The sequence below is a fragment of the Methylocystis sp. IM3 genome (assembly GCF_038070105.1).
In the GTDB taxonomy this organism is placed as follows: domain Bacteria; phylum Pseudomonadota; class Alphaproteobacteria; order Rhizobiales; family Beijerinckiaceae; genus Methylocystis.
The window spans coordinates 3,210,929-3,232,552 of the sequence record NZ_JBBPBZ010000002.1; the positions used below are offsets into that span (position 1 = coordinate 3,210,929).

At 68.0% G+C, this 21,624-nt stretch carries 19 protein-coding genes; 11 read left to right on the forward strand and 8 right to left on the reverse strand.

Annotated elements, in window-relative coordinates; translation table 11 throughout:
* Positions 1-194: 194 nt before the first annotated feature.
* From WOC76_RS17565 to ccmI, 7 genes are all read right to left on the reverse strand, one after another.
* Positions 195-1,046: a MipA/OmpV family protein gene (locus WOC76_RS17565; RefSeq protein WP_341105009.1), complete on the reverse strand. Its 852-nt coding sequence runs from the start codon at positions 1,044-1,046 to the stop codon at positions 195-197.
* Positions 1,047-1,141: 95 nt separating this feature from the next.
* Entirely contained in the window at positions 1,142-2,347 is a 1,206-nt protein-coding gene (locus WOC76_RS17570; RefSeq protein WP_341431520.1) for an FAD-dependent monooxygenase, read from the reverse strand.
* Between the two features lie 16 nt (positions 2,348-2,363).
* Positions 2,364-2,609, reverse strand: a complete 246-nt coding sequence (locus tag WOC76_RS17575) for a zinc-finger domain-containing protein (RefSeq protein ID WP_341105006.1) — start codon at positions 2,607-2,609, stop codon at positions 2,364-2,366.
* Positions 2,610-2,686: 77 nt separating this feature from the next.
* Positions 2,687-3,193 (reverse strand): cytochrome c-type biogenesis protein, encoded by a 507-nt coding sequence (locus tag WOC76_RS17580; RefSeq protein WP_341105005.1) that lies wholly within the window; start codon positions 3,191-3,193, stop codon positions 2,687-2,689.
* Positions 3,190-5,166, reverse strand: coding sequence for a heme lyase CcmF/NrfE family subunit (locus WOC76_RS17585; protein ID WP_341108728.1), 1,977 nt, complete (start codon positions 5,164-5,166; stop codon positions 3,190-3,192). Before WOC76_RS17585 ends, WOC76_RS17580 begins: the two co-directional genes overlap by 4 nt.
* 73 nt (positions 5,167-5,239) lie before the next feature.
* Complete coding sequence (gene ccmE, locus WOC76_RS17590; RefSeq protein WP_341105004.1) at positions 5,240-5,677, reverse strand: cytochrome c maturation protein CcmE; 438 nt, start codon at positions 5,675-5,677, stop codon at positions 5,240-5,242.
* 78 nt (positions 5,678-5,755) lie between these two features.
* Positions 5,756-6,958: a c-type cytochrome biogenesis protein CcmI gene (ccmI, locus tag WOC76_RS17595; RefSeq protein ID WP_341105002.1), complete on the reverse strand. Its 1,203-nt coding sequence runs from the start codon at positions 6,956-6,958 to the stop codon at positions 5,756-5,758.
* Between the two features lie 96 nt (positions 6,959-7,054).
* Here ccmI and WOC76_RS17600 point away from each other — a divergent pair, with 96 nt between their 5' ends.
* Positions 7,055-7,573 carry a DUF2721 domain-containing protein gene (locus WOC76_RS17600; protein WP_341105000.1) on the forward strand — a complete coding sequence of 173 codons (519 nt, stop codon included), beginning with the start codon at positions 7,055-7,057 and terminating at the stop codon, positions 7,571-7,573.
* 8 nt (positions 7,574-7,581) lie between these two features.
* Here WOC76_RS17600 and purB read toward each other — a convergent pair whose 3' ends face one another.
* A complete protein-coding gene (purB, locus tag WOC76_RS17605; RefSeq protein WP_341104998.1) occupies positions 7,582-8,889 on the reverse strand; it encodes an adenylosuccinate lyase in 1,308 nt (435 codons plus the stop codon).
* A gap of 671 nt (positions 8,890-9,560) precedes the next feature.
* On the opposite strand from purB, the gene WOC76_RS17610 reads away from it, so the two are divergent.
* The 10 genes from WOC76_RS17610 (at position 9,561) to WOC76_RS17655 (ending at position 21,620) form a co-directional block, all read left to right on the forward strand.
* Positions 9,561-10,286, forward strand: a complete 726-nt coding sequence (locus tag WOC76_RS17610; RefSeq protein WP_341108727.1) for a VIT1/CCC1 transporter family protein — start codon at positions 9,561-9,563, stop codon at positions 10,284-10,286.
* Positions 10,287-10,371: 85 nt separating this feature from the next.
* Complete coding sequence (locus WOC76_RS17615) at positions 10,372-11,613, forward strand: NAD(P)/FAD-dependent oxidoreductase (protein WP_341104996.1); 1,242 nt, start codon at positions 10,372-10,374, stop codon at positions 11,611-11,613.
* A gap of 46 nt (positions 11,614-11,659) precedes the next feature.
* Positions 11,660-12,811 carry an acyltransferase family protein gene (locus tag WOC76_RS17620; protein WP_341431521.1) on the forward strand — a complete coding sequence of 384 codons (1,152 nt, stop codon included), beginning with the start codon at positions 11,660-11,662 and terminating at the stop codon, positions 12,809-12,811.
* Positions 12,808-12,933 carry a hypothetical protein gene (locus WOC76_RS17625; protein WP_341104992.1) on the forward strand — a complete coding sequence of 42 codons (126 nt, stop codon included), beginning with the start codon at positions 12,808-12,810 and terminating at the stop codon, positions 12,931-12,933. Before WOC76_RS17620 ends, WOC76_RS17625 begins: the two co-directional genes overlap by 4 nt.
* A gap of 259 nt (positions 12,934-13,192) precedes the next feature.
* Positions 13,193-13,924, forward strand: coding sequence for a cytochrome c biogenesis CcdA family protein (locus WOC76_RS17630; RefSeq protein WP_341104991.1), 732 nt, complete (start codon positions 13,193-13,195; stop codon positions 13,922-13,924).
* Complete coding sequence (locus tag WOC76_RS17635) at positions 13,921-15,099, forward strand: DUF1624 domain-containing protein (protein ID WP_341104989.1); 1,179 nt, start codon at positions 13,921-13,923, stop codon at positions 15,097-15,099. Before WOC76_RS17630 ends, WOC76_RS17635 begins: the two co-directional genes overlap by 4 nt.
* Positions 15,100-15,218: 119 nt before the next feature.
* On the forward strand, positions 15,219-17,816 hold the full coding sequence (locus WOC76_RS17640; RefSeq protein WP_341104987.1) for an MMPL family transporter: 2,598 nt from the start codon (positions 15,219-15,221) through the stop codon (positions 17,814-17,816).
* Between the two features lie 71 nt (positions 17,817-17,887).
* Entirely contained in the window at positions 17,888-18,538 is a 651-nt protein-coding gene (locus tag WOC76_RS17645) for a DUF2147 domain-containing protein (RefSeq protein ID WP_341104985.1), read from the forward strand.
* 191 nt (positions 18,539-18,729) lie between these two features.
* Positions 18,730-20,292 (forward strand): TolC family protein, encoded by a 1,563-nt coding sequence (locus tag WOC76_RS17650; RefSeq protein ID WP_341104984.1) that lies wholly within the window; start codon positions 18,730-18,732, stop codon positions 20,290-20,292.
* Positions 20,289-21,620, forward strand: a complete 1,332-nt coding sequence (locus WOC76_RS17655) for an efflux RND transporter periplasmic adaptor subunit (protein WP_341104983.1) — start codon at positions 20,289-20,291, stop codon at positions 21,618-21,620. Before WOC76_RS17650 ends, WOC76_RS17655 begins: the two co-directional genes overlap by 4 nt.
* The last annotated feature ends 4 nt before the right edge of the window (positions 21,621-21,624 follow it).

Consider the following 21,624-nt stretch of genomic DNA (forward strand, 5'->3'; position numbering starts at 1 on the left):
CGTAACGGCATGATTCTGAACGGTTTTGTCAGAGAGACCGCGGCCTTGGGGCGGCCTCTCGCTTTTCTCGGGATGGACTTCGAGGTGGCGGCCGTTAACGCCCCGGCGCGTTGCTGGTTAACGGGCCGGCCGGGCGTCAAGTCCTGTGGCGCGGATGCGGCGAAAATTGGAAAGACAGGGGAGGCGCGCGCCCCTCAGAAGACCTTCGGCAGTTGCGGCAGGTCGGGCAGATAGTCGCTCGGGTCGACGACGAAGGAGCGCGAGACGGCGAGGCCCGCGGTGAACTGGCTGCGGGAGCCGATCACATTCGGGATGGGGCTCGCGCCGACGCTGCCGAGCAGGCGCTGGCCGCCGCCATAGATCGAGACGTTGGTCAGTTCGTTGATGTCGTAGCGCACCGTGGCCATACCGCCCGCGGCGGTGAAGCCGCCCGTGGCCCAATAGGGCGTGAGCCGGCCGTTCAGCATCGCCTCCAGCGGCGTCACCGAATAATAGGCGTTGGCGTAGGTGTTGTCGCCGAAATTCAGCCGCAGCCCGACCGAAAGCCGGATTGGCCCGAAGTTCTGATAGGCGTCGGCGTAAAAGGCGGCGACGAAGCCCTTGTGGCCGTCGATGCCCTGCCGCATCTCGGCGCGGACGCGGAAATGGTCGACGGGATAGAGTTCGACGAAGCCGCCGATCTCATGCGTCAAGCCGATGCGGCGCATGCCGAAAAGCCCGTCCCGCTGGCCGCGCTGGAACACGAAATTCGCCACCGGTCCGGCTTTCATATAGCCGAGATCGAGGAGATCGAGGCCGAAGCCTTCGTCGGGCGTCGAGAAGCTCTCCGGCTCGCCCACCCGGCGGAAGGAGACCGAGGGAAAGGGATAAGGCCGCATCTGGCCCGAACCGGGGAAGCTCGGCGTCACCGCGCCGATGGCGCTGACCGTGACGATCCAGCCCTTGGCGTCCGTCTTGGGCGGCGGGGTCAGCTCGGCGGCGGCTGTCGCGCCGGCGAAGCCAAGCCAGGCGGCGCCGCAGGCCAGATGTATCGCCCCGAATCGCAAGGATTACAGCCCCGTTTCAGATTTCTTGACAAATTCCTAACAAGCCGCGCGGCGCCGCGCTACTGACTATGGCGCGAAAATCACGACTCCTCTCCCTATGTTGCGCTTTGGCCACGGGGCTGACGGTAAAGCCAGTCGTTGCGGGCGAGCATACCGCGCCCGCCGAGCGCGCGAATGGCGAGATCGCGGCCGACGGCGCCGAGGCCGCCGAGGTGGAAATAATCTCCCTGCCGCCGGGAGGCGCGCACCACGCGCGAGGCGCGGTCGATGCGGCTCTTTTCATAGGCCGAAAACGCGGTCTCGACGCTCGCCCCGAGGGTCAGGAAGGCGCGGCCGAGCGCCTCGGCGTCTTCGATCGCCTGGGCCGCGCCCTGGGCCAGAAAGGGGACCATGGGATGGGCGGCGTCGCCCAGAAGCGTCACGGCGCCCCGGCTCCATCTCGAAAGCGGCGGCCGCGCAAAGAGCGGCCAGTGACGCCAGACCGCCCCGGCCTCGATCAGGGCGGAGAGCATCGGGGCCGGCCGGCGGCCGTGCAGCGCGCGCGCGAGCGCCGCGCCGTCGAGCGAAAGGACCGCCGCCTGATCGTCCTGGCGCGGCGTCGCGACGATCACGACGACATTGACGATCTCGCCGCCGCGCAGCGGATAATGGACGACATGGGCGCCCGTCAGCATCCACAGATTGCTTTCGCGCGCCCGCAGCGCGGCGGGGGCGCTTTCGGCCGGCACGAGGGCGCGCCAGGCGGTGAGGCCCGAATAGACGGGCGCGTCGCGCTCGGTCGGCAGCAGATGGCCGCGCACCGCCGAGCGTTGCCCGTCGGCGCCGACGAGCCCGGCCGCCGCGATTTCCTCGACGCCCTCTCCCGCATGGACGCGCAGGCGCACGGCCCCGTCGCAGTCCTCGAAATCGCCGACGCGCGCGCCCGTGCGAATCTCGATCGCCGGCTCGTCGTCCGCGGCCTGCAACAGGACCTGCTGAAGATCGCCGCGATGATAGACGCGGAAAGGGGCGCCGTAGCGCGCGCGGGTCCCGGCGAGATCGAGCCGCGCCAGAACCGCGCCGTCATGACCGCGCCGGACGTTGATCGCCGCGGGCTCCAGCGCCACGGCGCGCAGCTCCTCCTCGAGGCCGAGGCCGGCGAGAATTCGGCCGGCGTTGGGCGCGATCTGGAGGCCGGCGCCGACCTCCTCGATTTTCGGCGCCCGCTCGAGAAGCAGGACGCGCCGGCCGGCGCGGGCCAGCGCAAGGGCCGCGCTCAATCCGCCGATGCCGGCGCCCGCGATGACGAGGGGGGCGCTCACGCCGGGGCGGCCGATATCAGGCCGGCTCTTCGGCGTGGTAGACGCATTCCTTGGGCTCGGCGCCGCCATGGAGCGTGGCGTCATAGACGAAAAGCGTCGAGCAATAGGGGCAGACCGCCTGCGTATCGGCGCCCATGTCGATATAGACATGCGGATGGTCGAAGGGCGGCAGTGCGCCGATGCACATGAATTCCTTCGCGCCCACGCGAATCTCGGCGACGCCGGGCGTATTGTGGAAATGGGGCGTGGAATGTTCGGCCATGTTCCGCTTCTTTCGCTTCGCGCCGCGCGGGCGGCTCAAAAATGCTGCCGCCCCCTATATTGCAGCGCGGCCCGGTTTCATAGGGGGCGCGTCTCGTCGACCTCGTCGGCGACGCCGAGCGCCTTGAGCCGCGCGCGCTCCTCAGCCGTGAGGCCGGCGGGTCCGGCCGGGATGGCGCGCCGGCGGGCGGCGACGAAGACGGCCGCAGCCCCGGCCAGCAGCGCGAAGAGCGGCGCGGTCCAGAGCAGGATCGTCTCGACTTTCAACGGCGGGCGCAGCAGCACGAAATCGCCGTAGCGGGAATGGACATAGTCCTTCACCTGCGCGTCGCTCAGGCCCTCCTTGAGCTTCTCGCGCACGAGAACGCGCAAGTCCCTGGCGAGCGACGCGTCGGAATCGTCGACCGACTGATTCTGACAGACGAGGCAGCGCAATTCGCTGGTGATGGCGCGGGCCCGCGCCTCCATGGCCGGATCGGGCAGCATCTCGCCCGGCGTGACGGCGAAGGCGGGGGCGAGCGCGAGGCTGACGGTGAGCGCGAGCGCGACGCGCCGGACGGAAAAGGTTTCGGTCTTCCGCCTCATTCCGCCGCCTCCGGCATCGCCGCGGCCGGGGCGCGGCGCGCCACGCCGATTCTCAAGCGCCGGTCGGCGAGGGAGCAGGCGCCGCCGAACGCCATGACCAGCGCGCCGATCCAGATCAAGGTCACGAGCGGTTTCCAGTAGAGCCGCGCGTCGATCGTCCCGTCGGGATGGGAGTCGCCGATCGCGGCGTAAACCTGCCCCAGGCCCAGCGTCACGATGCCGGCCTCGGATCGCTGCATCTTGCGCGCCTGATAGAACCGCTTGGCCGGCTCGATCTCGGCGAGCGTCCTGTCGCCCGCGCGCACGGCCATCTGCGCGTAAATCTCCGAATAATTCGGCCCGTTGCGCGGAGCGATGGCTTCGATGGCGAGCTTGTAGGGGCCGACGTCGTAGAAATCGCCGGGCTTCATGGCGACGATGGTCTCGACGCCCCAGCCCGTCGCGGCGAGGCCGAGAAGCGTCAGCCCCATGCCGGCGTGGGAAATCGACGTGCCCCAGGCCGAGAGCGGCAGGCCGCGCAGCCGGGAGAAGACGGCGCCCGCCGAGGACGCGCGGAAGGCGGCGCGCTGGGCGATGTCGCTCACGCCGCCGACGACGAGATAAAGGGCGAGGCCCGCCGTGACGATGGAGAGGAAGGGCGTCCCGTAGAGAGCGCCAAAGGCCGCCGCCCCCAGCACGCCGACGGCGAAGGTGGCGCGCAGGCGCTGGAGCGCCGCCGGCAGGTCGCCGCGCTTCCAGGCGAGCATCTGGCCAATGGGCATGAGCACGGCGAGCGGAAGGGCGATCGGGATCAGCACCGTGTTGAAGAAGGGCGGGCCGACCGAAATCTTCTCGCCGGTGAGCGCCTCGAGCGCCAGCGGATAGAGCGTGCCGACGACGACCGTCGCGCAGGCGGCCGAGAGCAGCAGATTGTTCACGACGAGCGCGCCCTCGCGCGAGATCGGCGAGAACAGCCCGCCGACCGGCAGCGCCCCCGCCCGCAGGGCGAAGAGCGCCAGCGCGCCGCCGATGAAGAAGACCAGAATGCCGAGGATGAAGACGCCGCGATCGGGATCGCTGGCGAAGGCGTGCACGGAGGTGAGCACGCCCGAACGCACCAGGAAGGTGCCGAGCAGCGAGAGCGAAAAGGCCAGGATCGACAGGAAGATCGTCCAGACCTTGAGGGCCTCGCGCTTCTCCATCACCGCCGCGCTGTGGATGAGCGCCGTGCCGGCGATCCAGGGCATGAGCGAGGCGTTCTCGACCGGGTCCCAGAACCAGAAGCCGCCCCAGCCGAGCGTGTAATAGGCCCAGTAGGAGCCCATGGCGATGCCGAGCGTCAGCGCCACCCAGGCAAAGAGCGTCCACGGCCGCGCGAAGCGCGCCCAGGCGGCGTCGATGCGCCCGCCGATCAGCGCCGCCGCCGCGAAGGAGAAGACGATCGAGAAGCCGACATAGCCGAGATAGAGCAGCGGCGGGTGGATCGCGAGGCCGGGGTCCTGAAGGATCGGGTTGAGGTCGCGTCCCTCCCACGGCGGCTGATCGACGCGCGCGAAGGGATTGGAGGTGAGCAGGATGAACAGCAGGAAGGCCGCGCCGAGCAGGCCCTGCACGGAAAGCGCGTCGGCGCGGAGCCTGTCCGGCATGGACGAAGCGAAAATCGCGATCAGGGCGCCGCAGAGCGAGAGCACCAGCACCCACAGGAGCATGGAGCCTTCGTGATTCCCCCACACGCCGGAGATTTTGTAGATGAACGGCTTCAGCGAGTGCGAATTCTCGATGACGTTCACGAGCGAGAAGTCGGAGACGACATGCGCGTAGGTGAGCGCGCCATAGGCGAGCGCGACGAAGAGGAACTGTGCGATCGCCGTCGGGCGCGCTACCCGCATCAGCCCCGCGTCGTCGAGGCGCGCGCCGGCGAAGGGCACGGCGAACTGCATGAGCGCCAGAGCCAGGGCGAGAACGAGGGCGTAATGTCCGGTTTCGACGATCATGAGCGGTTGCCCCATCGAGTGGCGCCGTCTCCCGCGTCATGGCCGGGCCTGCCCCGGCCAATTACGCAAAGAGTCACTTCTTTTCTCCCTGCCAAACGCCCTGCTTCTTGAGGGCGTCGGCCACGTCGCGCGGCATGTAGCGTTCGTCGTGCTTGGCGAGAACGCTGTCGGCCCTGAAGGCGCCGCCCGGCTGCAACTGGCCATCGACGACGACGCCCTGCCCCTCGCGGAAGAGATCGGGCAGCAGGCCCGTATAGGTCACGTCGAGATCCTTCGTCCGGTCAGTGACGGCGAAGGAAATGTCACGCCCTTTCCTGACGACGCTGCCTTCCTTGACCAGCCCGCCGATGCGCAGCCGCGCGCCGGGCGCGACCTGCTTCTGGGCGAGTTCCGAGGGCGTGTAGAAGAAGACGATATTGTCGCGCAGCGCAAACAGGATGAGGCCGGCGGCGAGGCCGAGCGCCGCCAGCGCCCCGATGATCAGCGTCAGTCTCTTGCCTTTTCGCGTCATGCTTCACGTCGCCTGATTTCCTCGCCCCGCCCCTCTTCCGCCGCGCGGAGGAGGGCCGCGAGCGGGCCGTTCGAGGGATTATCCCCCGATGTCCAATTCCCTCGCCAGCGCCTCGATGCGGGCGACCTCGGCTTCCTTGCCGGCGAGCGCCTTGCGCGCGTCGGCCACGGCCTTCCTGGCCTTTTCGGACTCGGAGAGGACGCTGTAGGCGCGGATGAGCCGCAGCCAGCCCTCGACGTCGTCGCCCTTGGTCTCGAGCCGCGTGGCGAGCCGGTCCACCATGCTGCGGATCATCGCCTCGCGCTGATCCGCCGGCATGGCGGCGATGGCCTTGCCCTGCTCGCCGCCTGGCGCTTGCGCCATGGGCGCCATGGGGGCCCGCGGCGCCTGGGCCAAGGGCGCCTGCGGCGCTTGCGCCAAGGGCGCCTGCGGCGCTTGCGCGAAGGGCGACTCGGGGGCCTCCCCCTCGCCGCGCAGCGTCGCGAGACGCTGTCTGACGGCGGAGAGATAGGGCGCGTCCGCCGGCGCCTCTGCCTCCATCTTCGAAAAGATGTCGATGGCCCGGTCCTTTTCGCCGGCCTGTTCGGCGGCGACGCCCAGATAGAAGCGGGCGGCGGGAAGGGCGGGATCGAGGGCGAGCGCCGCCTCGAACTCCTTTCGCGCCTCGGCCGTCACTTGGCCCTGCGCGACGATCATGCGCGCCTGGCCCAGCGCCAGATGACGCTCGGCCGTCGCCCCGAGCAGCTTCAGGGCCTGTTCATAGGCGCTGATCGCCGCCTCGCCCTGGCCGGTGCGCAGATAATAGGGGGCGACGACCTCATAGCCGCGGCCGTCCTCGGGATGCTCGCGCAAATGATGCTCGATGCGCGCCACGGCGCCGGCGAGATCGCCCTTTTCGGGCGCGGCGTCGAGACGCGCGGCCAGCGGCATGTCCGGCAGCGCCGACTTGCCGAGTCGCAAATAGATCGGGAGGGCGACGGAGGGAATGGCGACGATGGCGGCGAGCGCGGCGATCAGCGCCGCCTTGCGGGAGCCGGCCGATCCGGTCTTCGGAGCGGCCTCGGCGCGCAGCAGGCGCCGCGCGGCTTCGGTCCGGGCGGCCTCGGCCTCGGCGGGATCGAGACGCCCCTCGTCGCGCTCGCGCTCGATTTCGGCGATCTGCTCCTCGAAGAAGGCGATGTCGGCGGCGCTGGCGTCCCTGGCCTCGCCCCGCATGGCGAGGGGCGCGAGCACCGCCATGACGGCGGCGCCGGTGAGAAGAGCGAAAACGAGCCAGATCATGGGGGCTGTTTAAAGCTTTGAGGCCCGCTTTGAAAGAAAAATGCGGGCGCCGCCGCTCGTCGCCGAAAATAGCGCGACCGAGAGGACCAGTATATCATGGCCGCGCCTGTCCCCCAGTCCACGGCCGCCATGTCCTTCGACCTTCAGACCCCCTCGATCGAACAGCTCTCCAACGTCATCTCGCAGGTCACGGGACCTGCTTTTCTGCTCGCCGCCGAGGCGCAATTGCTCAGCGTCCTCATCTCGCGCCTCGATCGCCTCGTCGACCATTCGCGCGAACTCGCCGCGCGCGGGGACGACGACGCGCGCGATCAGCACAGAGCCGAGCTCCCGGTCCTGCGCCGCCGCGCGATGCTGCTGCACCGCTCGATCTATTGGGGCGTCGCGAGCTGCGTCGTCACCAGCCTTCTGGTCATTCTCGGATTCGTCGCGGCCTTCGCCCGCGTCCGTCACGAATATGGCGCGGGCTTTCTGTTCATCGTCGCCATGGCGCTGTTCACCATGGCGCTCGTCGCCTTCGGCCAGGAGGTGCGCCTCGGCTATACCGAAATCGACGCCCACGCCCTGCTCATGCGCAAGAAGAGGTGGGGGCCGAATCTGACCGGCGACGAGTAGCGCGCCCCTTACGCCGCGCCGAAGACGCGGCGGAAGACCGTGTCCACATGCTTGAAGTGGTAGGAGAGGTCGAAAAGCTCGTCGAGCTCGGCGGGCGAGAGTTTTGCGCTGACGTCCGGGTCCTGGCCCAGCAGCGTGCGGAAGTCCCCCTCGCCGCGCCAGACCGGCATGGCGTTCCTTTGCACCATGGCGTAGGCGTCCTCGCGAGAGACGCCCTTTTGCGTCAACGCCAGCAGGACGCGCTGGGAATGCACGAGCCCGCCGAGCCGGTCGAGATTCTTCTGCATGTTCTCGGGATAGACGAGCAGGTTCTCGATCACGCCGGTGAGCCGCGCGAGCGCGAAATCGAGCGTCACCGTGGCGTCCGGGCCGATCATGCGCTCCACCGAGGAATGGGAGATGTCGCGCTCGTGCCAGAGCGCCACATTTTCCATCGCCGGAAACGCCATGCCGCGCACGAGGCGGGCGAGGCCGGTCAGATTTTCGGTGAGCACCGGATTGCGCTTGTGCGGCATGGCCGAGGAGCCCTTCTGGCCGGCCGAGAAATATTCCTCGGCCTCCAGCACCTCGGTGCGCTGGAGATGGCGGATTTCGGTGGCGAGGCGCTCCACCGAAGAGGCGACGACGGCGAGCGTCGCGAAGAAGGCCGCATGGCGGTCGCGCGGAATGACCTGGGTCGACACCGGCTCCGGGACGAGGCCCATCTTGTGCGCGACATATTCCTCGACGCGGGGGTCGATATTGGCGAAGGTGCCGACGGCGCCCGAAATCGCGCAGGTGGCAACTTCCTTACGGGCCTGGACGAGGCGCTCGCGGGCGCGGGTAAATTCCGCATAGGCCTGCGCCATCTTGAGGCCGAAAGTGGTGGGTTCGGCGTGGATGCCGTGCGAGCGGCCGATGGTCGGCGTGAATTTGTGCTCGAAGGCGCGCTTCTTGATCGCGGCGAGCAGGGCGTCGACGTCGGCGACGAGCAGATCGGCGGCGCGGGCGAGCTGCACAGCGAGGCAGGTGTCGAGCACGTCGGACGACGTCATGCCCTGATGCACGAAGCGCGAGTCCGGCCCGATGAATTCGGCGAGATGGGTGAGGAAGGCGATGACGTCGTGCTTGGTCACGCGCTCGATCTCGTCGATGCGCGCCACGTCGAATTTGACGAAATCCGCCTTGTCCCAGATGTTCCTGGCGCTTTCCTTCGGGATGACGCCGAGCTCGGCGAGAGCGTCGCAGGCATAGGCCTCGATCTCGAACCAGATGCGAAAGCGCGTCTGCGGCTCCCAGATCGTCGTCATTTCGGGTCGGGAATAGCGCGGGATCATGGGGGCCTCGGGAACGCTCTTGAAGGAACTGAGCCGGCGGCCTGCCGGCCTTCGGCCCTCCGGTTCGCAAATTCGCGGCGCAGGGTCAATCCGGCGCGGCCTTCGGGCAGGCGACTTCCCTCGCCGGGCCCGAAGGCTGCATAAAGGCGGGCGTTGCTGGAAGACGAGAGGCCTCGGGGCGCATCATGGTGACGGAAAAACTGGCGCGATTGCGGGCGGGGGCGGTCGAGGAGGGAAAGCGGCTCCTTGCGATCTTCCTCTACCTCTGGGTGATCCTCACCCTGCTGTCTCTCCATAAGGCGATCATCTTCAACGAGGATTTGCTCACCTACCAGCAGGGCTTCGCGCTGCTCAACGCCTTCGTTCTGGCCAAGGTCATCTTCTTCGGGCAGAAATTTCATCTCGGCGAGAGCCGCAAGGATGCGCCGGTCGCCCTGCCGGCCCTGATCAAGTCGGCGATCTTCGGCCTGCTGCTCGTCGCCTTTCACGTCGTCGAGGAGACGGTCATCGGCGTGATCCACGGCAAGCCGGCGCGGGAGGCGCTGCCGACGATCGGCGACGGCTCCTTGCAGGCCATCGTCATGACGGCGATCATCGCCTCGGTCGGGCTCATCCCCTTTTTCGCCTTCGTCGAGCTCGGGCGCGTGCTGGGAACCGAGGAGCTGCGCGCGCTGCTCTTTGGCCCGCCGCGCGCGAAAGGCGCGCCAGGGGAGCATGTCGAGCGGCACTTTCTGAACTCGCAGACCGTGCGCGACGTGGTCATCGGAATGGCGGACGGATTGACCGTGCCCTTCGCCCTTGCGGCGGGCATTTCGGCGGCGATCGCCTCGACCCGCATCGTGGTGACGGCGGGGCTCGCGGAGATCGTCGCGGGCGCAACGGCCATGGGGCTCGGCGGCTATCTCGCCGCGCGCAGCGACCACGAACATTTCCTCTCGGAGGAAAAGCGAGAATATGCGGAGGTCGAGAAGCTGCCCGAGCAGGAGCGCCGCGAGCTGCGCGAGATCTTCGCGGGATATGGGCTGGAGAAGCCGGAGGTCGACACGGTCGTCGCCTCGCTCTCCGCCGACAAGAAGCGCTGGGTCGATTTCATGATGCGCTTCGAGCTGGGGCTGGAGCGGCCGGACCCCAGGCGCGCGCCGGTCAGCGCGGCGACCATCGCCCTGGCCTACGCCATTGGCGGACTCATTCCGCTCGCGCCCTACATCGTCGAGGACGACATCCGCCGCGCGCTCGTCCATTCGGCGATCCTCACCGGCGCGGCGCTGCTCATTTTCGGGGCGGTGAAGGGCCGGCTCACCGGGGTCGATCCGCTGAAGTCGGGCGCGCAGACCTTCCTCGTCGGCGGCCTCGCGGCGGGCGCGGCCTTTTATCTCGCCTCGCTGTTCGGCGGCTAGCGTCCGGTTGCACGGAGCTTGCACCGGTCCCGCGAACTGGCGTCGCGCCCTCGCGCCGCCCATATGAAGATTCTCTGGAGGCCCCATGCAGACAGCGGATGCGATGGTTCTCGGCGCCGGCATGGTCGGCGTCTCGGCGGCGCTGCATCTTCAGGCGCGCGGGCGCGACGTCGTCCTCGTCGACAGGCGCGGCGCGGGTCTCGAGACGAGCTTCGGCAACGCCGGGCTCATCGAGCGCTCCTCGATCTTTCCCTATCTCTTCCCGCGCGACCCGAGGCGGCTCGTCAAATACGCGCTGAACCTGCTCCCCGAAGCGCATTATCACCTGACCGCCGTGCCCTCGGTCGCGCCCTGGCTGATGCGCTACTGGCGGGCGAGCGCGCCCGAGCGCGTGCAAAAGAGCATCGCCGGCCGGCGCCCGCTGATCGAGCGCAGTCTCGTCGAGCACGAGGCGCTTATCCAGCAGGCGGGCGCGGGGCGGCTCATCCGCCACACGGGCTGGATCAAGCTTTTTCGCAGCAAGGAGACGCTGGAGCATGGCGTCGCCGACGCGGAGAAGCTGCGCGCCTATGACCTCCATATCGACATTCTCGACGAGAAGGGCGTCGCCGCGCGCGAGCCGCATCTCGCAGCCGTCGCGGGCGGCGTGCATTACCGCGACACCGCCTCTGTGAGCGATCCCGGCGCGCTCGCCAAGGCCTATGCCGATCTCTTTCTCGCGCGCGGCGGGCGCTTCGTCGCGGCCGACGCGCTGACGCTCGAAGAGGAGCCGGACGGGCGCTGGAGCGTGATGGGGCCGCAGGGGCGCATCGCCGCGCCGGACGCCGTTCTCGCGCTCGGCCCCTGGTCCGACCAGATTTTCCGCCGTTACGGCTACCAGATGCCCTTCGGCTTCAAGCGCGGCTACCACATGCATTACGCGCCGCAGCCGGGGGCGCGGCTCGAGCACCCGATTCTCGACGCCGACAATGGCTATCTTCTGGCCCCCATGGACAGGGGGATCAGGCTGACGAGCGGCGCGGAATTCGCGCCGCGCGACGCGCCGCCGACGCCGGTGCAGATCGACCGCTGCGAGCCGATCGCCCGCGCGCTCTTCCCGCTCGGAGCCGCGCTCGACCGCGCGCCCTGGAAAGGCGCCCGCCCCTGCCTGCCGGACATGTTGCCGGTGCTGGGACCCGCGCCCCGCCACAAGGGACTGTGGTTCGACTTCGGCCACGCCCATCATGGCCTGACCCTCGGCCCCGTCTCCGGGCGCCTGCTCGCCGAAATGATGACCGGGGAGACGCCCTTCACCGATCCCGCCCCCTATCGGGCCGACCGCTTCTAGGGGGCGCAAGCTTCACATTGGCGTCATGATCTGAAACTGTCGGGCCTTGGCCCGAATCGCGCCCGACGGCGCCCGTGGAAAGATCATGCGCGCGGCGGAAAGACTAGCCTATATCGACGGATGGCGCGTCATCGCCATCCTTCTCGTTTTCGCTGACCATCTCGGCATGAACAGGGAGATCGGCGCCTTTTACGAAAGAAGCGCGTTCGGCGTCCTCTCCCAATATGGCGAGACCGGCGTCTTCATCTTCTTCTTCATCAGCGGCTATGTCGTCAGCCTGACCTCCTTGCGGGAGGTCGAGCGAACCGGCGGCTTTTCGGCTCCGGCCTTCTATGCGCGGCGGTTCTTCCGCATCGTCCCGCCCTTGATGCTCTATCTCGCGGCGCTGATGGGCCTCGCCCTTGCGGGCGTCATCGAGTTTTCGCCCGTAAACTTCGTCAGCGCGGCGCTTTATCTGTGCAATTCCACGGCGCCCGGCGTCTCCTGCGACTGGTATGTCGGCCACACATGGAGCCTCGCCTTCGAGGAGCAGTTCTACTGCCTCTTTCCAGCGGCCTTCGCCTGGATGACGCTGGGGAAGGCCCCGCGTCCGACCCTGGCGGCGGCGGCGCTCGCCTTCGCCGCCCTGCCTTTCGTCTTCACCATCTGGTGGATCGGCAAGATCGGCTGCCTCATCGCCTATGCTCTGTTCTTCGCCGGCTACGCCGCCGCGGCGCGCGGCGCGGCGATCCAGCGCCTTTTCGCGGATGTGCGCCTGCCGGCGTTCACCGTCGCCGCCCTCGTCGTTTTCATGCCGAGGAGCGTCGTCGCCTCTTTCGGGGATGACGAAGCCATGCGGGCGGAGCTGATCGCGTGGTTCCGGCTGGCCTATGTCGGGGCCATTCCCGTCCTCGTCCTGCTGTCGGGCGCGGCGGAGAGTCCCTTGCGCAAGGCCCTGTCGATCGGCGCGCTCGCGGGGCTCGGCCGGGCGAGTTATTCCATTTATCTCTGGCAGCAGCTCTGCAACGGACCGGTCTTCAACGGTCTCGGCGTCGCCGCGCAATTCGCCCTGATCGGCGGCGCGATCCTGTTTTGTCTCGGCCTGTTCCGCATCGAACTCAAGCTGATCGGCCTCGGGCAGGCGCTGTCCTCGCGCCTTCGGCGGCGCGGCGAAGAACAAGCGGCGGCGCCCGCTTTGGCGATGGACCCTGCGTCATGACAAAGAAAACCCGGCGGCCGGGAGAGCTGGAGCCGCCGGGATTACTCGTCTTACCTGAACAATTGAGACGCCTGATGCATCAAGACAAGAAAAAAGGCGAGCCCGCCAGCAATGAACATTGACGCTTTCAGCATCGACGCGCGGCTGTGCTGGATCATATCTCCATGCTCCTTCGGTTTCCCTGTCAGAGCGCAGAGTAAACTCACTTCTGGCGCGTTGAAGCGCCAATTTGAGCAAAACCCACAAGTCCAGAACGATTATTTTGCTTGAACAGGATCGGCGCGCGGCGATCGCTCCGCGCGGCGCCCGGAGCGCCGCCTTTGCGCCGCGGCCCGCCCTGTGGCAATAACGCGCCCAAACATCTCTCTTCCGAGGATCACCATGGCGGCGGACGTCACCTTTCCCGCAGCGGCGGCGGCGGGGCTCTTGTCTTTTCTCTCTCCCTGCGTGCTGCCGCTCGTGCCGCCCTATCTGACCTATCTCGCTGGCGTTTCGATGGAGGATCTCGAAATCGAGACCCGCTCGCAGGCCCGCCGCGACGTGCTGTTTTCGGCAGTGCTGTTCGTCCTCGGCTTCACGACGGTCTTCGTGGCGCTCGGCGCGACCGCCAGCGCCTTCGGCGCCGTGATTCGCGCCAATCTGCATATTCTCTCCTGGCTGGCGGGCGCGGTCATCATCCTGATGGGGCTGCATTTCGTCGGCGTGCTGAAGGTCGGCCTGCTCTATCGGGAGAAGCGCGCGGAGATCACCAAGCCCATGGGCCTCTTCGGCTCCTATGTGATGGGGCTGGCCTTTGCCTTCGGCTGGACGCCCTGCATCGGGCCGATTCTCGCGGCGATTCTCGCCGTCGCCGGCGCGCAGGAGACGGTCGCGCGCGGCGCCGCCCTGCTCGCCACCTATTCGCTGGGTCTTGGCCTGCCCTTCATCGTCGCAGGCCTGGCCCTCGGCCGATTCCTCGCCTTCGTCGCGCGCTTTCGCAAGCATTTCGGCAAGGTGGAGAAAGTCGTCGGCGTCCTGCTGATCGTCACGGGCGTCGCCTTCCTCACCGGCGGCGTGCAGGAAATGTCTTTCTGGCTGCTGGAGATGTTCCCCGGCCTGGCGACGCTCGGATGACCGGGATGGCGGGCTGGGACCCCCGCCAGGATCCCCGTCTGCCCGAAATCGACCGGCTGCGCGGTCTCGTCATGGTCGTCATGGCGCTCGATCACATGCGCGATTTCTTCGACGCCGACGCCCTGCGCTTCAGCCCGACGGACCTCGAGCGCACCTATCCATTTCTCTTCTTCACGCGCTTCGTCACTCATTTTTGCGCGCCGACCTTCGCCCTGCTCGCGGGCGTGGGCGCCTATCTCTATGGCGCGCGCCGCCGGGACCCCGAGACGCTCAGCCTCTTTCTCGCGACTCGCGGCGTCTGGCTGATCCTGCTCGACGCAGTGGCCATCAGCCCCGTCTGGGGCGGGCCGGGGCGGATCATGCTGGGCACGCTCTGGGCGATCGGTTGCGGGCTCGTCGCGCTCTCGCTGCTCTCGCGCCTCCCCGCCCGGCAGGTTCTCGCGATCGGCGCGGCGATCGTTCTCGGCCACAATCTGCTCGATGGCGTCCACGCGGCCGACCTCGGGGCGTTCGGCCCCTGGTGGCGGCTGTTGCACGAGAAAGGTCCCCTGCCCCTCGGCCTTCCCGGCGCGGTCTATTACGCCGCCTTGCCCTGGATCGGCGTCGTCGCGCTGGGCTACGGGATCGGACCCCTCTTCGAAAGGGCGCCGGCGGCGCGGGACGAGACGCTCCTGCGCGCCGGCCTTTGCGCCCTCGCAGCTTTCGCCGTGTTGCGGGCGACCAATTTCTACGGCGACCCCGCCCCCTGGACCGCGCAGCGGGAGGCGCTCTTCACCGCGCTTTCCTTTCTCAACGTCACCAAATATCCGCCCTCCCTGCTCTATCTGCTCGTGACGCTCGGGGGCGCGGCGCTGATCCTGCCCGCGCTCGAACGCGTCAACGGCGCCGCCGGCCGCGTCCTCGCCGTCTTCGGCCGGACGCCGCTGCTTTTCTACGTCCTGCATCTCTATCTGGGGGCGGCGGCGGCGCTGGCGCTTCTCGCGGCGCAGGGCTATAGCTATGCCGACGTTGCAGGATTTCTGAAATCCGGCGGGCCGCCGGCCGGTCTCGGGATCGGCCTCGCCGGGGCCTATGCGGCGTGGGTTCTCGTCGTGGCGGCGCTCTATCCAGCGTGCCGCTGGTTCGGGGGCGTCAAGCGCCGGCGGCGGGATCTATGGTGGCTGAGTTATCTCTGAACCTTAACGCTTCAGCGCGATTTACCAGGCGGCCGCGGGCCGGCGGCTTGGTCGCGGCGCATGGCGCGCGGTATAGAGGAACGTCGTTTTTGTCTCAACGCAGGTCCGGGGTTAGGTAGATGCTCGAGAAACTGGTGGCCTTCTGTCTTCGTTGGCCCTGGACCGTTGTTCTTCTCACGCTCGCGTTGACCGCCGGGGGCGTTTACCTCACCGCCGAACGTTTCGCGATCGACACCGACACGGCGAATCTGTTCTCCCCCGACATGGGCTGGCGCAAGAACCAGATGGCGCTCTACCGCGCCTTTCCGCAGCTCGAGAACACCATCGTCGCGGTCATCGACGGACCCAACCCCGAAGCCGCCGAGGACGCCGCCGCCCGGCTCACCGCCGAGCTGAAGGGCCGGCCCCTGCTTCTCAGGGTGTGGCGCCCGGACGATCCGGCCTTTTTCGCCAAGAGCGGGCTTCTTTATCTCGACCGTCCCGAACTCGAGCACACGGTCGGCACACTCATCGGCCAGCGCGACGTGCTGACGCCCCTCGCCGAGGATCCGACCCTGCGCGGGCTTTCGAGCGTCCTCGTCGCCAACCAGAAGCGGGCGGCGGGCGGCGAGCGCGCCACCGCCATGTATCTTGCGGGCCTCGACCAGTTTTCTCAGGCCTTCGAGGCGACGCTCGCCGGACAGACGGCCCGCGTGGATTGGGAGAAGCTGCTCGCGGGCGGCAAGGAGGCCGCGCCCGTCGGCCCGCCGCCCGAGACGCGGCGCATCGTCCTCATCAATCCGGTCCTCGACTTCACGGCGCTTCAGCCGGGCGGCGAGGCCATCGGGGCGGTCCGCAAGGCCGCCGCCGCGCTCGGGATCGACAAGGAGAACGGCTATACGTTTCGCCTCACGGGCGAGGTGCCGCTCGCCGACGAGGAATTCGCCACGCTCTCCGAGAATATGGCGCTCAACACGGCCGGCACGCTGGTCGTCGTCTCGCTCATTCTCTTCGCCGCGCTGCGTTCGCCCAAGCTCATTCTGGCCGTGCTGGTCACGCTGCTGGCGGGCCTCGCCATCACCTCGGGCGCCGGCATTCTGCTCATCGGCCGGTTCAATCTGATTTCGGTCGCCTTCGCCGCCCTCTTCATCGGCCTCGGCGTCGATTTCGGCATTCAGTTCGCCACGCGCTATCGCGAGGAGCGGCACGGCCACGGCGACCTCGAGCCGGCGCTGCTCCATGCGACGCAGGGCATCGGCGGCTCGCTGACGTTGGCCGCGGTCTCGCTGCTCGCGGGCTTCTTCTGCTTCCTGCCGACCTCCTTTCTGGGCGTCGCGGAGCTCGGGCTCATCGCCGGCGTCGGCATGATCATCGCCTATCTGGCGACGCTGACCTTCCTGCCCGCGGCCATCAAGCTGCTGCATCCGCCGGCGGAGCACGTGCCGATCGCGACCCACTCGCTCGCCGTGGTGGATCACTGGATCGCCCACCACCGCCCGATCGTGCTGCTCGGCACGGCGGCGGTCGTGCTCGCCGGCGTGCCGGCGCTGATGCGGCTGCACTTCGACTCCAATCCGATGAATCTGCGCGACCAGAAGGTCGAATCCGTCGCGACCTTCCTCGACCTCTCGAAGGACCCGAAGACGGCCCCGAACAAGATCGAGACGCTCGCGCCCTCGCTCGAGGCGGCGCAGGAGCTGACCAGGAAGATCCTGGCGTTGCCGGAAGTCGACCACGTCGATTCGGTTTTTTCGCTCATTCCCAAGGATCAGGACGAAAAGCTGCCGCTGATCGCGCGCGCCGCGAGCGAGCTGCACGCCGCGCTCCATCCCAAGGTCAAGCCCGCGCCGACCGACGCGGAAACGGTCAAGGCGCTGACCGCCGCCGCCAAGGCGCTGCGCGCGGCCGTGGCGAAGAAGCCGCAGCCCGCGGTGACGCGTTTCGCGGCGACGCTCGACGCCCTCGCCAAGGCGAGCCCGGAGACGCGCGAAAAGGCCCGCGGCGCCGCCTTCGCGGGCTTCGAGAAGCTCATGGGCCAGCTGCACGACGTCCTGCAGGCGCAGCGCGTGACGCCCGAAAATCTGCCGGAGGAATTGCGCTCGGACTGGATTTCCGCCGATGGCCTCGTCCGGCTCCAGACCACGCCCAAGGGCGACAGCAACGACCGCGTGGTCATGAGCCGATTCGCCGACGCCATGCTGGCCATCGCACCCGATTCGAGCGGCGCGCCGGTCATCATCTCGGAGGCCGGCAAGACGGTGACCCGCGCCTTTCTGGAGGCCGGCGTCTTCGCCTTCGTGGCGGTTTTCCTTATTCTTGCCGTAGCTCTGCGCAATGCAATCGATGTCGCGCTCACCCTCGGCCCGCTCGTGCTCGCCGGGATCATGAGCCTTCAGGCTGCGGAAATGCTCGGGGTGTCGCTGAATTTCGCCAATATCATCGCGCTGCCGCTGATGTTCGGCGTCGGCGTCGCCTTTCACATCTATTACGTGATCGCCTGGCGAAAGGGCGTCGTGGACATGCTGGCCTCGAGCCTCACCCGCGCGATCTTCTTCAGCTCGCTCACCACGGGCACCGCCTTCGGCAGCCTTTTCCTGTCGAGCCATCCGGGCACCGCCAGCATGGGCGAGCTTCTCACCATCTCGCTGTTTTTCACGCTACTTGCGGCCTTCATCATCGTGCCGGCCTTTCTCGGCCCGCCCCGCCATCCGGCGCCGGGCGCGTCCGACCCGGCTTGACGAAAGGCAGCCTTCTGGATTTCGCTGCCAGGCGAAGGCCTTGGCCCACACAACTGGGGATAGACGGCGTCATGAACAAATTTCTGCTGAGCATTGCCGCCGCCACGGCCCTCCTTGCGCCGATCGCCAGCGCGGCGGAGCAACCGATCTATGGCGTTTGGGTCCGCGAAGGCCACCCGACCGACAAGCTCGAATTCTACGACTGCTCTGGCAAGCTCTGCGCCAAGGGCGTGCTGCCCATGCTGGACGGCAGCCCGCCGCCGGTCGTGCTGCGCTCGGCCGCCAAGACCGGGCCGAACAGCTGGAAGGGCGATCTTTTCAACCCCGAGGACGGCAAGACCTATACGGGCAAGATCACCTATGACTCGCCCACGCAGTTCACGCTGACGGGATGCCTGATGGCCTTCCTGTGCCAGAGCGAAACCTGGACCCGCGTCTCCGGCCCGCCGAAGAAAGCCGAACCGAAGCCCGAGGCGAAAGCCGAGGGCAAGAGCGACGGCAAGTCGGAGAGCAAGACGGAAGGCAAGGCCGAGAGCAAGGCTCCCGTCGCCGAACACCCCGAAAAGGCGCAGGCTGCGGCAAAGCCGACCGGCGAAAAGGCCGCGAAGCCGGCGGCTGATTCGGCGAAGACCGCGAAAGCCGCGAAGCCGGCGGAGGCGAAATCCGCGGCGCCGAAGGCGCAGCCTTCGCATCCAAAGCCCGTTGAAGACGCCGACCAATAGGCCTTTCCTCGCGCATGTGACAACAGGTTGAACTTGACGCCTCAGAGCCGGCGGGCCAGCTTGGCGCCCGCCGATTTTGCGCCTGCACGCCACTGGCTTAAGAACCGCCCCAGGACGGGCCCGGCAGGGCGCCGACGTTGGTCGCAGGACAGGCCGCGCCGGGCGGATGGCGCGTCGGCGGAAGAGAGGGAGTGAGCTTTTTGACGGCCGTCGGGGCGTTCCGGTTCCTGCCCTCTCCCTTGCTACTCGCGGCCGCGGCTGCGCTGCTTTCCGGCTGCGATCTCGACTGGGAGAAGCCGGACATCGCCGTTCCGCCGCCGCCGAAGTTCCGCGAGGCCAAGAGCGCAAACGCGACGCCCATCCCGCGCGGGCCGGATTTCGCCGCCAAATTCGGCTCCCGGGAGCTGACGGGTCTCGTCGAAGCGGCCGTGGGCGAAAATCTCGACATTGCCGCCGCCGCGGCGCGCATCGCGCAAGTCGACGCGCAGGCGCGGGTCGCGAGCGCGGCGCTGTGGCCCAATATCTCGATGCAGGACATCGCCCGCACGACCCGCGTGCCGGGCACGACGACCAATGTCGCGTCGGCGGGGTCGAACATCACGCCCGCCTCGACATCGACGGGCTCGTCGCAGCAGACGCCGCTCACCGGCTTCCGGGCGCGGGAGTTCGGCTTCTTCCAGCTCGGCCTGACGGCGAGCTACGAGATCGACTTCTGGGGCAAGAACGAGGACGCCTCCTACGCCGCGCGGCTGCTCGCCAACGCCAGCCGCTTCAACCGGGATACGGTCGAGATTTCGACGATCGCCTCGGTGATCAACGCCTATTTCCAGGTGCTCACCGCGCAGGACCGGCTACGCATCGCCCACAATAACGTCGCCATCGCCGAGCGCGTCTTTCGCGCCATTCAGGCGCGCTTCGAGGTCGGCGTCGCGAGCGCCCTCGACACGGCGCAGCAGGAGAGCGTGCTGGCGCAGGCGCGGGCGACGATTCCGCCGCTCGAGCAGACCTTGCGGCAGACGAAGAATCAGCTCGCCGTTCTGGTCGGGCAGACGCCCGAAAGCGTGGAGATCAAGGGCGGATCGCTGACGAAGCTCACCTTCCCGCATGTTTCGCCGGGCTTGCCCTCGGAAGTGCTGCTGCGCCGTCCGGACGTGGCCGAGGCCGAGGCGCGGCTCGCGTCGCAGGAGTTTTCGGTGCTGCAAGCGCGCGCCGCCTTCTTCCCATCGATCACGCTCACCGGACAATATGGCGTGCAGAGCGCGCTGCTGCACAATCTGCTGCGGCCCGAGGCGGTCGCCTGGCAGGCGGCGGCCAATCTCGCCCAGCCGATCTTCGACGGCTTCAACATTCAGGGCAATTACGAGAATCAGAAGGGCCGCTACGCCGAACTCGCCGCCCTCTACCGCAAGCAGATCCTGACGGCGCTGAGCGACGCCGAAAACGCGCTGATCGCGGTGCGGGAGACCGCGGCCGCGCTGAAGGCCCAGACCGTGGCCGCCGCCGCCGCCGAGCGCGCGCTGACCGTGTCCGAGGTGCGGCTGCAGGAGGGAACGATCGACATCATCACCCTCTCGACGACGCAGACGACGCTTTTTCAGGCTCAGGATCAGCTCGCGGTGACGCGGCTCTCTTACTTTCAAGCTGCGACGAGCCTATATCAGGCGCTCGGCGGCGGATGGTCCCCCACGACGCGAGACGCCGAAATCGCTCAAGCCAACGCGGCCTATGAGGCCGACAAGGGAATCTTTCCATGATCCGCGCCGATCGGCGTATCCTCATGGCCATTGGCGCGCTCGCGCTGGCGCTCGCCGCCGGCGGAGCGTGGCAGAGCGGCCTGAGGTTCGGCTCCGACGGCAAGCCGGCGGCGGAAAGCGCCACGGGCGGCGGAGGCAAGCGCCGGGACGAAGCCGTGAGCGTCGCGACCGCCAAGGCGCGGATCGAGAACGTTCCGGTGACGATCGACGCCGTGGGCACGGTGCAGGCGCTCAATACGGTGACGATCCGCACCCAGGTGGACGGGCGGCTCCTGCGCCTCGCCTTCACCGAAGGCCAGGACGTGAAGAAGGGCGACGTGCTCGCCGAGATCGACCCGGCCCTTTACAAGGCGCTCTACGATCAGGCCGTCGCCAAGAAGGCCCAGGACGAGGCCAACCTCGCCAACGCCCGCGTCGATCTCGCCCGCTACGAGAAGCTCGTCGCCGGCAAGTTCCTCTCGCAGCAGCAATATACGACGCAGAAGGCGCAGGTCTCGCAGCTCGAGGCGCAGGTGCGCGCCGATCAGGCGGCGATCGACAACGCCAAGACCACGCTCGACTACGCCACCATCCGCTCGCCGATCGACGGACGCGTCGGCATCCGACTCGTGGACGTCGGCAATATTTTGCACCCCTCGGATGCGGGCGGCATCGTCGTCGTCACCCAGCTCAGGCCGATCTATGTCGTCTTCACTCTGCCCCAGCAGGCTCTGCCCGCGGTGCAGAAGGCGCAAGGCTCAGGCCCCGCGAAGGTCAGGGCGCTCGGCTCCGACAACGCCACGACGCTGGAGAGCGGCGAGCTCTCCGTCATCGACAACCAGATCGACCAGCTCACCGGCACGGTGAAGCTGAAGGCCATTTTCGCCAATCAGGATCTGGGACTGTGGCCGGGACAGTTCGTCAATGTGCGGCTGATGCTCGACACCATCAAGAACGCCGTCGTGACCCCGAGCCCGGCGGTCCAGCGCGGCCCCAACGGCGCCTTCGTCTATGTTTTGGGAGACGATGGCCGCGCCCATATGAAAACCGTCACGACAGGGCGGCAGGATGAGAATATCGTCGTCGTCACGTCGGGGCTGGAGCCCGGCGAGACCGTGGTGACAAGCGGATTCGCGCGGCTCTTCGACGGCGCAAAAGTGCATGTGGCCCACACCGAGGAGCCCGCCGCCGCGGCGACCGCGACCCCGTCGCAAGCGGAGCCGCAGAAAGAGCCTGTCGGCGGCCATCGGCGGCATGGCGCCAAAATGGACGGCTCCAAGAACGATAGCCCCAGGAGCGACGGCCCGAAGGGCGAGAATGCAAGGGGAGAAGGGTCTCCCGGAAGGTGATCTG

Bases quoted from the DNA above. Each gene is read 5' to 3' on its own strand.
- ccmE (WP_341105004.1), bottom strand. From the start codon at position 5,677: ATGACGCGAAAAGGCAAGAGACTGACGCTGATCATCGGGGCGCTGGCG.
- WOC76_RS17585 (WP_341108728.1), bottom strand. From the start codon at position 5,166: ATGATCGTCGAAACCGGACATTACGCCCTCGTTCTCGCCCTGGCTCTG.
- purB (WP_341104998.1), bottom strand. From the start codon at position 8,889: ATGATCCCGCGCTATTCCCGACCCGAAATGACGACGATCTGGGAGCCG.
- WOC76_RS17575 (WP_341105006.1), bottom strand. From the start codon at position 2,609: ATGGCCGAACATTCCACGCCCCATTTCCACAATACGCCCGGCGTCGCC.
- WOC76_RS17630 (WP_341104991.1), top strand. From the start codon at position 13,193: ATGGCGGCGGACGTCACCTTTCCCGCAGCGGCGGCGGCGGGGCTCTTG.
- WOC76_RS17625 (WP_341104992.1), top strand. From the start codon at position 12,808: ATGACAAAGAAAACCCGGCGGCCGGGAGAGCTGGAGCCGCCGGGATTA.
- WOC76_RS17655 (WP_341104983.1), top strand. From the start codon at position 20,289: ATGATCCGCGCCGATCGGCGTATCCTCATGGCCATTGGCGCGCTCGCG.
- WOC76_RS17640 (WP_341104987.1), top strand. From the start codon at position 15,219: ATGCTCGAGAAACTGGTGGCCTTCTGTCTTCGTTGGCCCTGGACCGTT.
- WOC76_RS17635 (WP_341104989.1), top strand. From the start codon at position 13,921: ATGACCGGGATGGCGGGCTGGGACCCCCGCCAGGATCCCCGTCTGCCC.
- WOC76_RS17645 (WP_341104985.1), top strand. From the start codon at position 17,888: ATGAACAAATTTCTGCTGAGCATTGCCGCCGCCACGGCCCTCCTTGCG.
- ccmI (WP_341105002.1), bottom strand. From the start codon at position 6,958: ATGATCTGGCTCGTTTTCGCTCTTCTCACCGGCGCCGCCGTCATGGCG.
- WOC76_RS17580 (WP_341105005.1), bottom strand. From the start codon at position 3,193: ATGAGGCGGAAGACCGAAACCTTTTCCGTCCGGCGCGTCGCGCTCGCG.
- WOC76_RS17600 (WP_341105000.1), top strand. From the start codon at position 7,055: ATGGCCGCGCCTGTCCCCCAGTCCACGGCCGCCATGTCCTTCGACCTT.
- WOC76_RS17615 (WP_341104996.1), top strand. From the start codon at position 10,372: ATGCAGACAGCGGATGCGATGGTTCTCGGCGCCGGCATGGTCGGCGTC.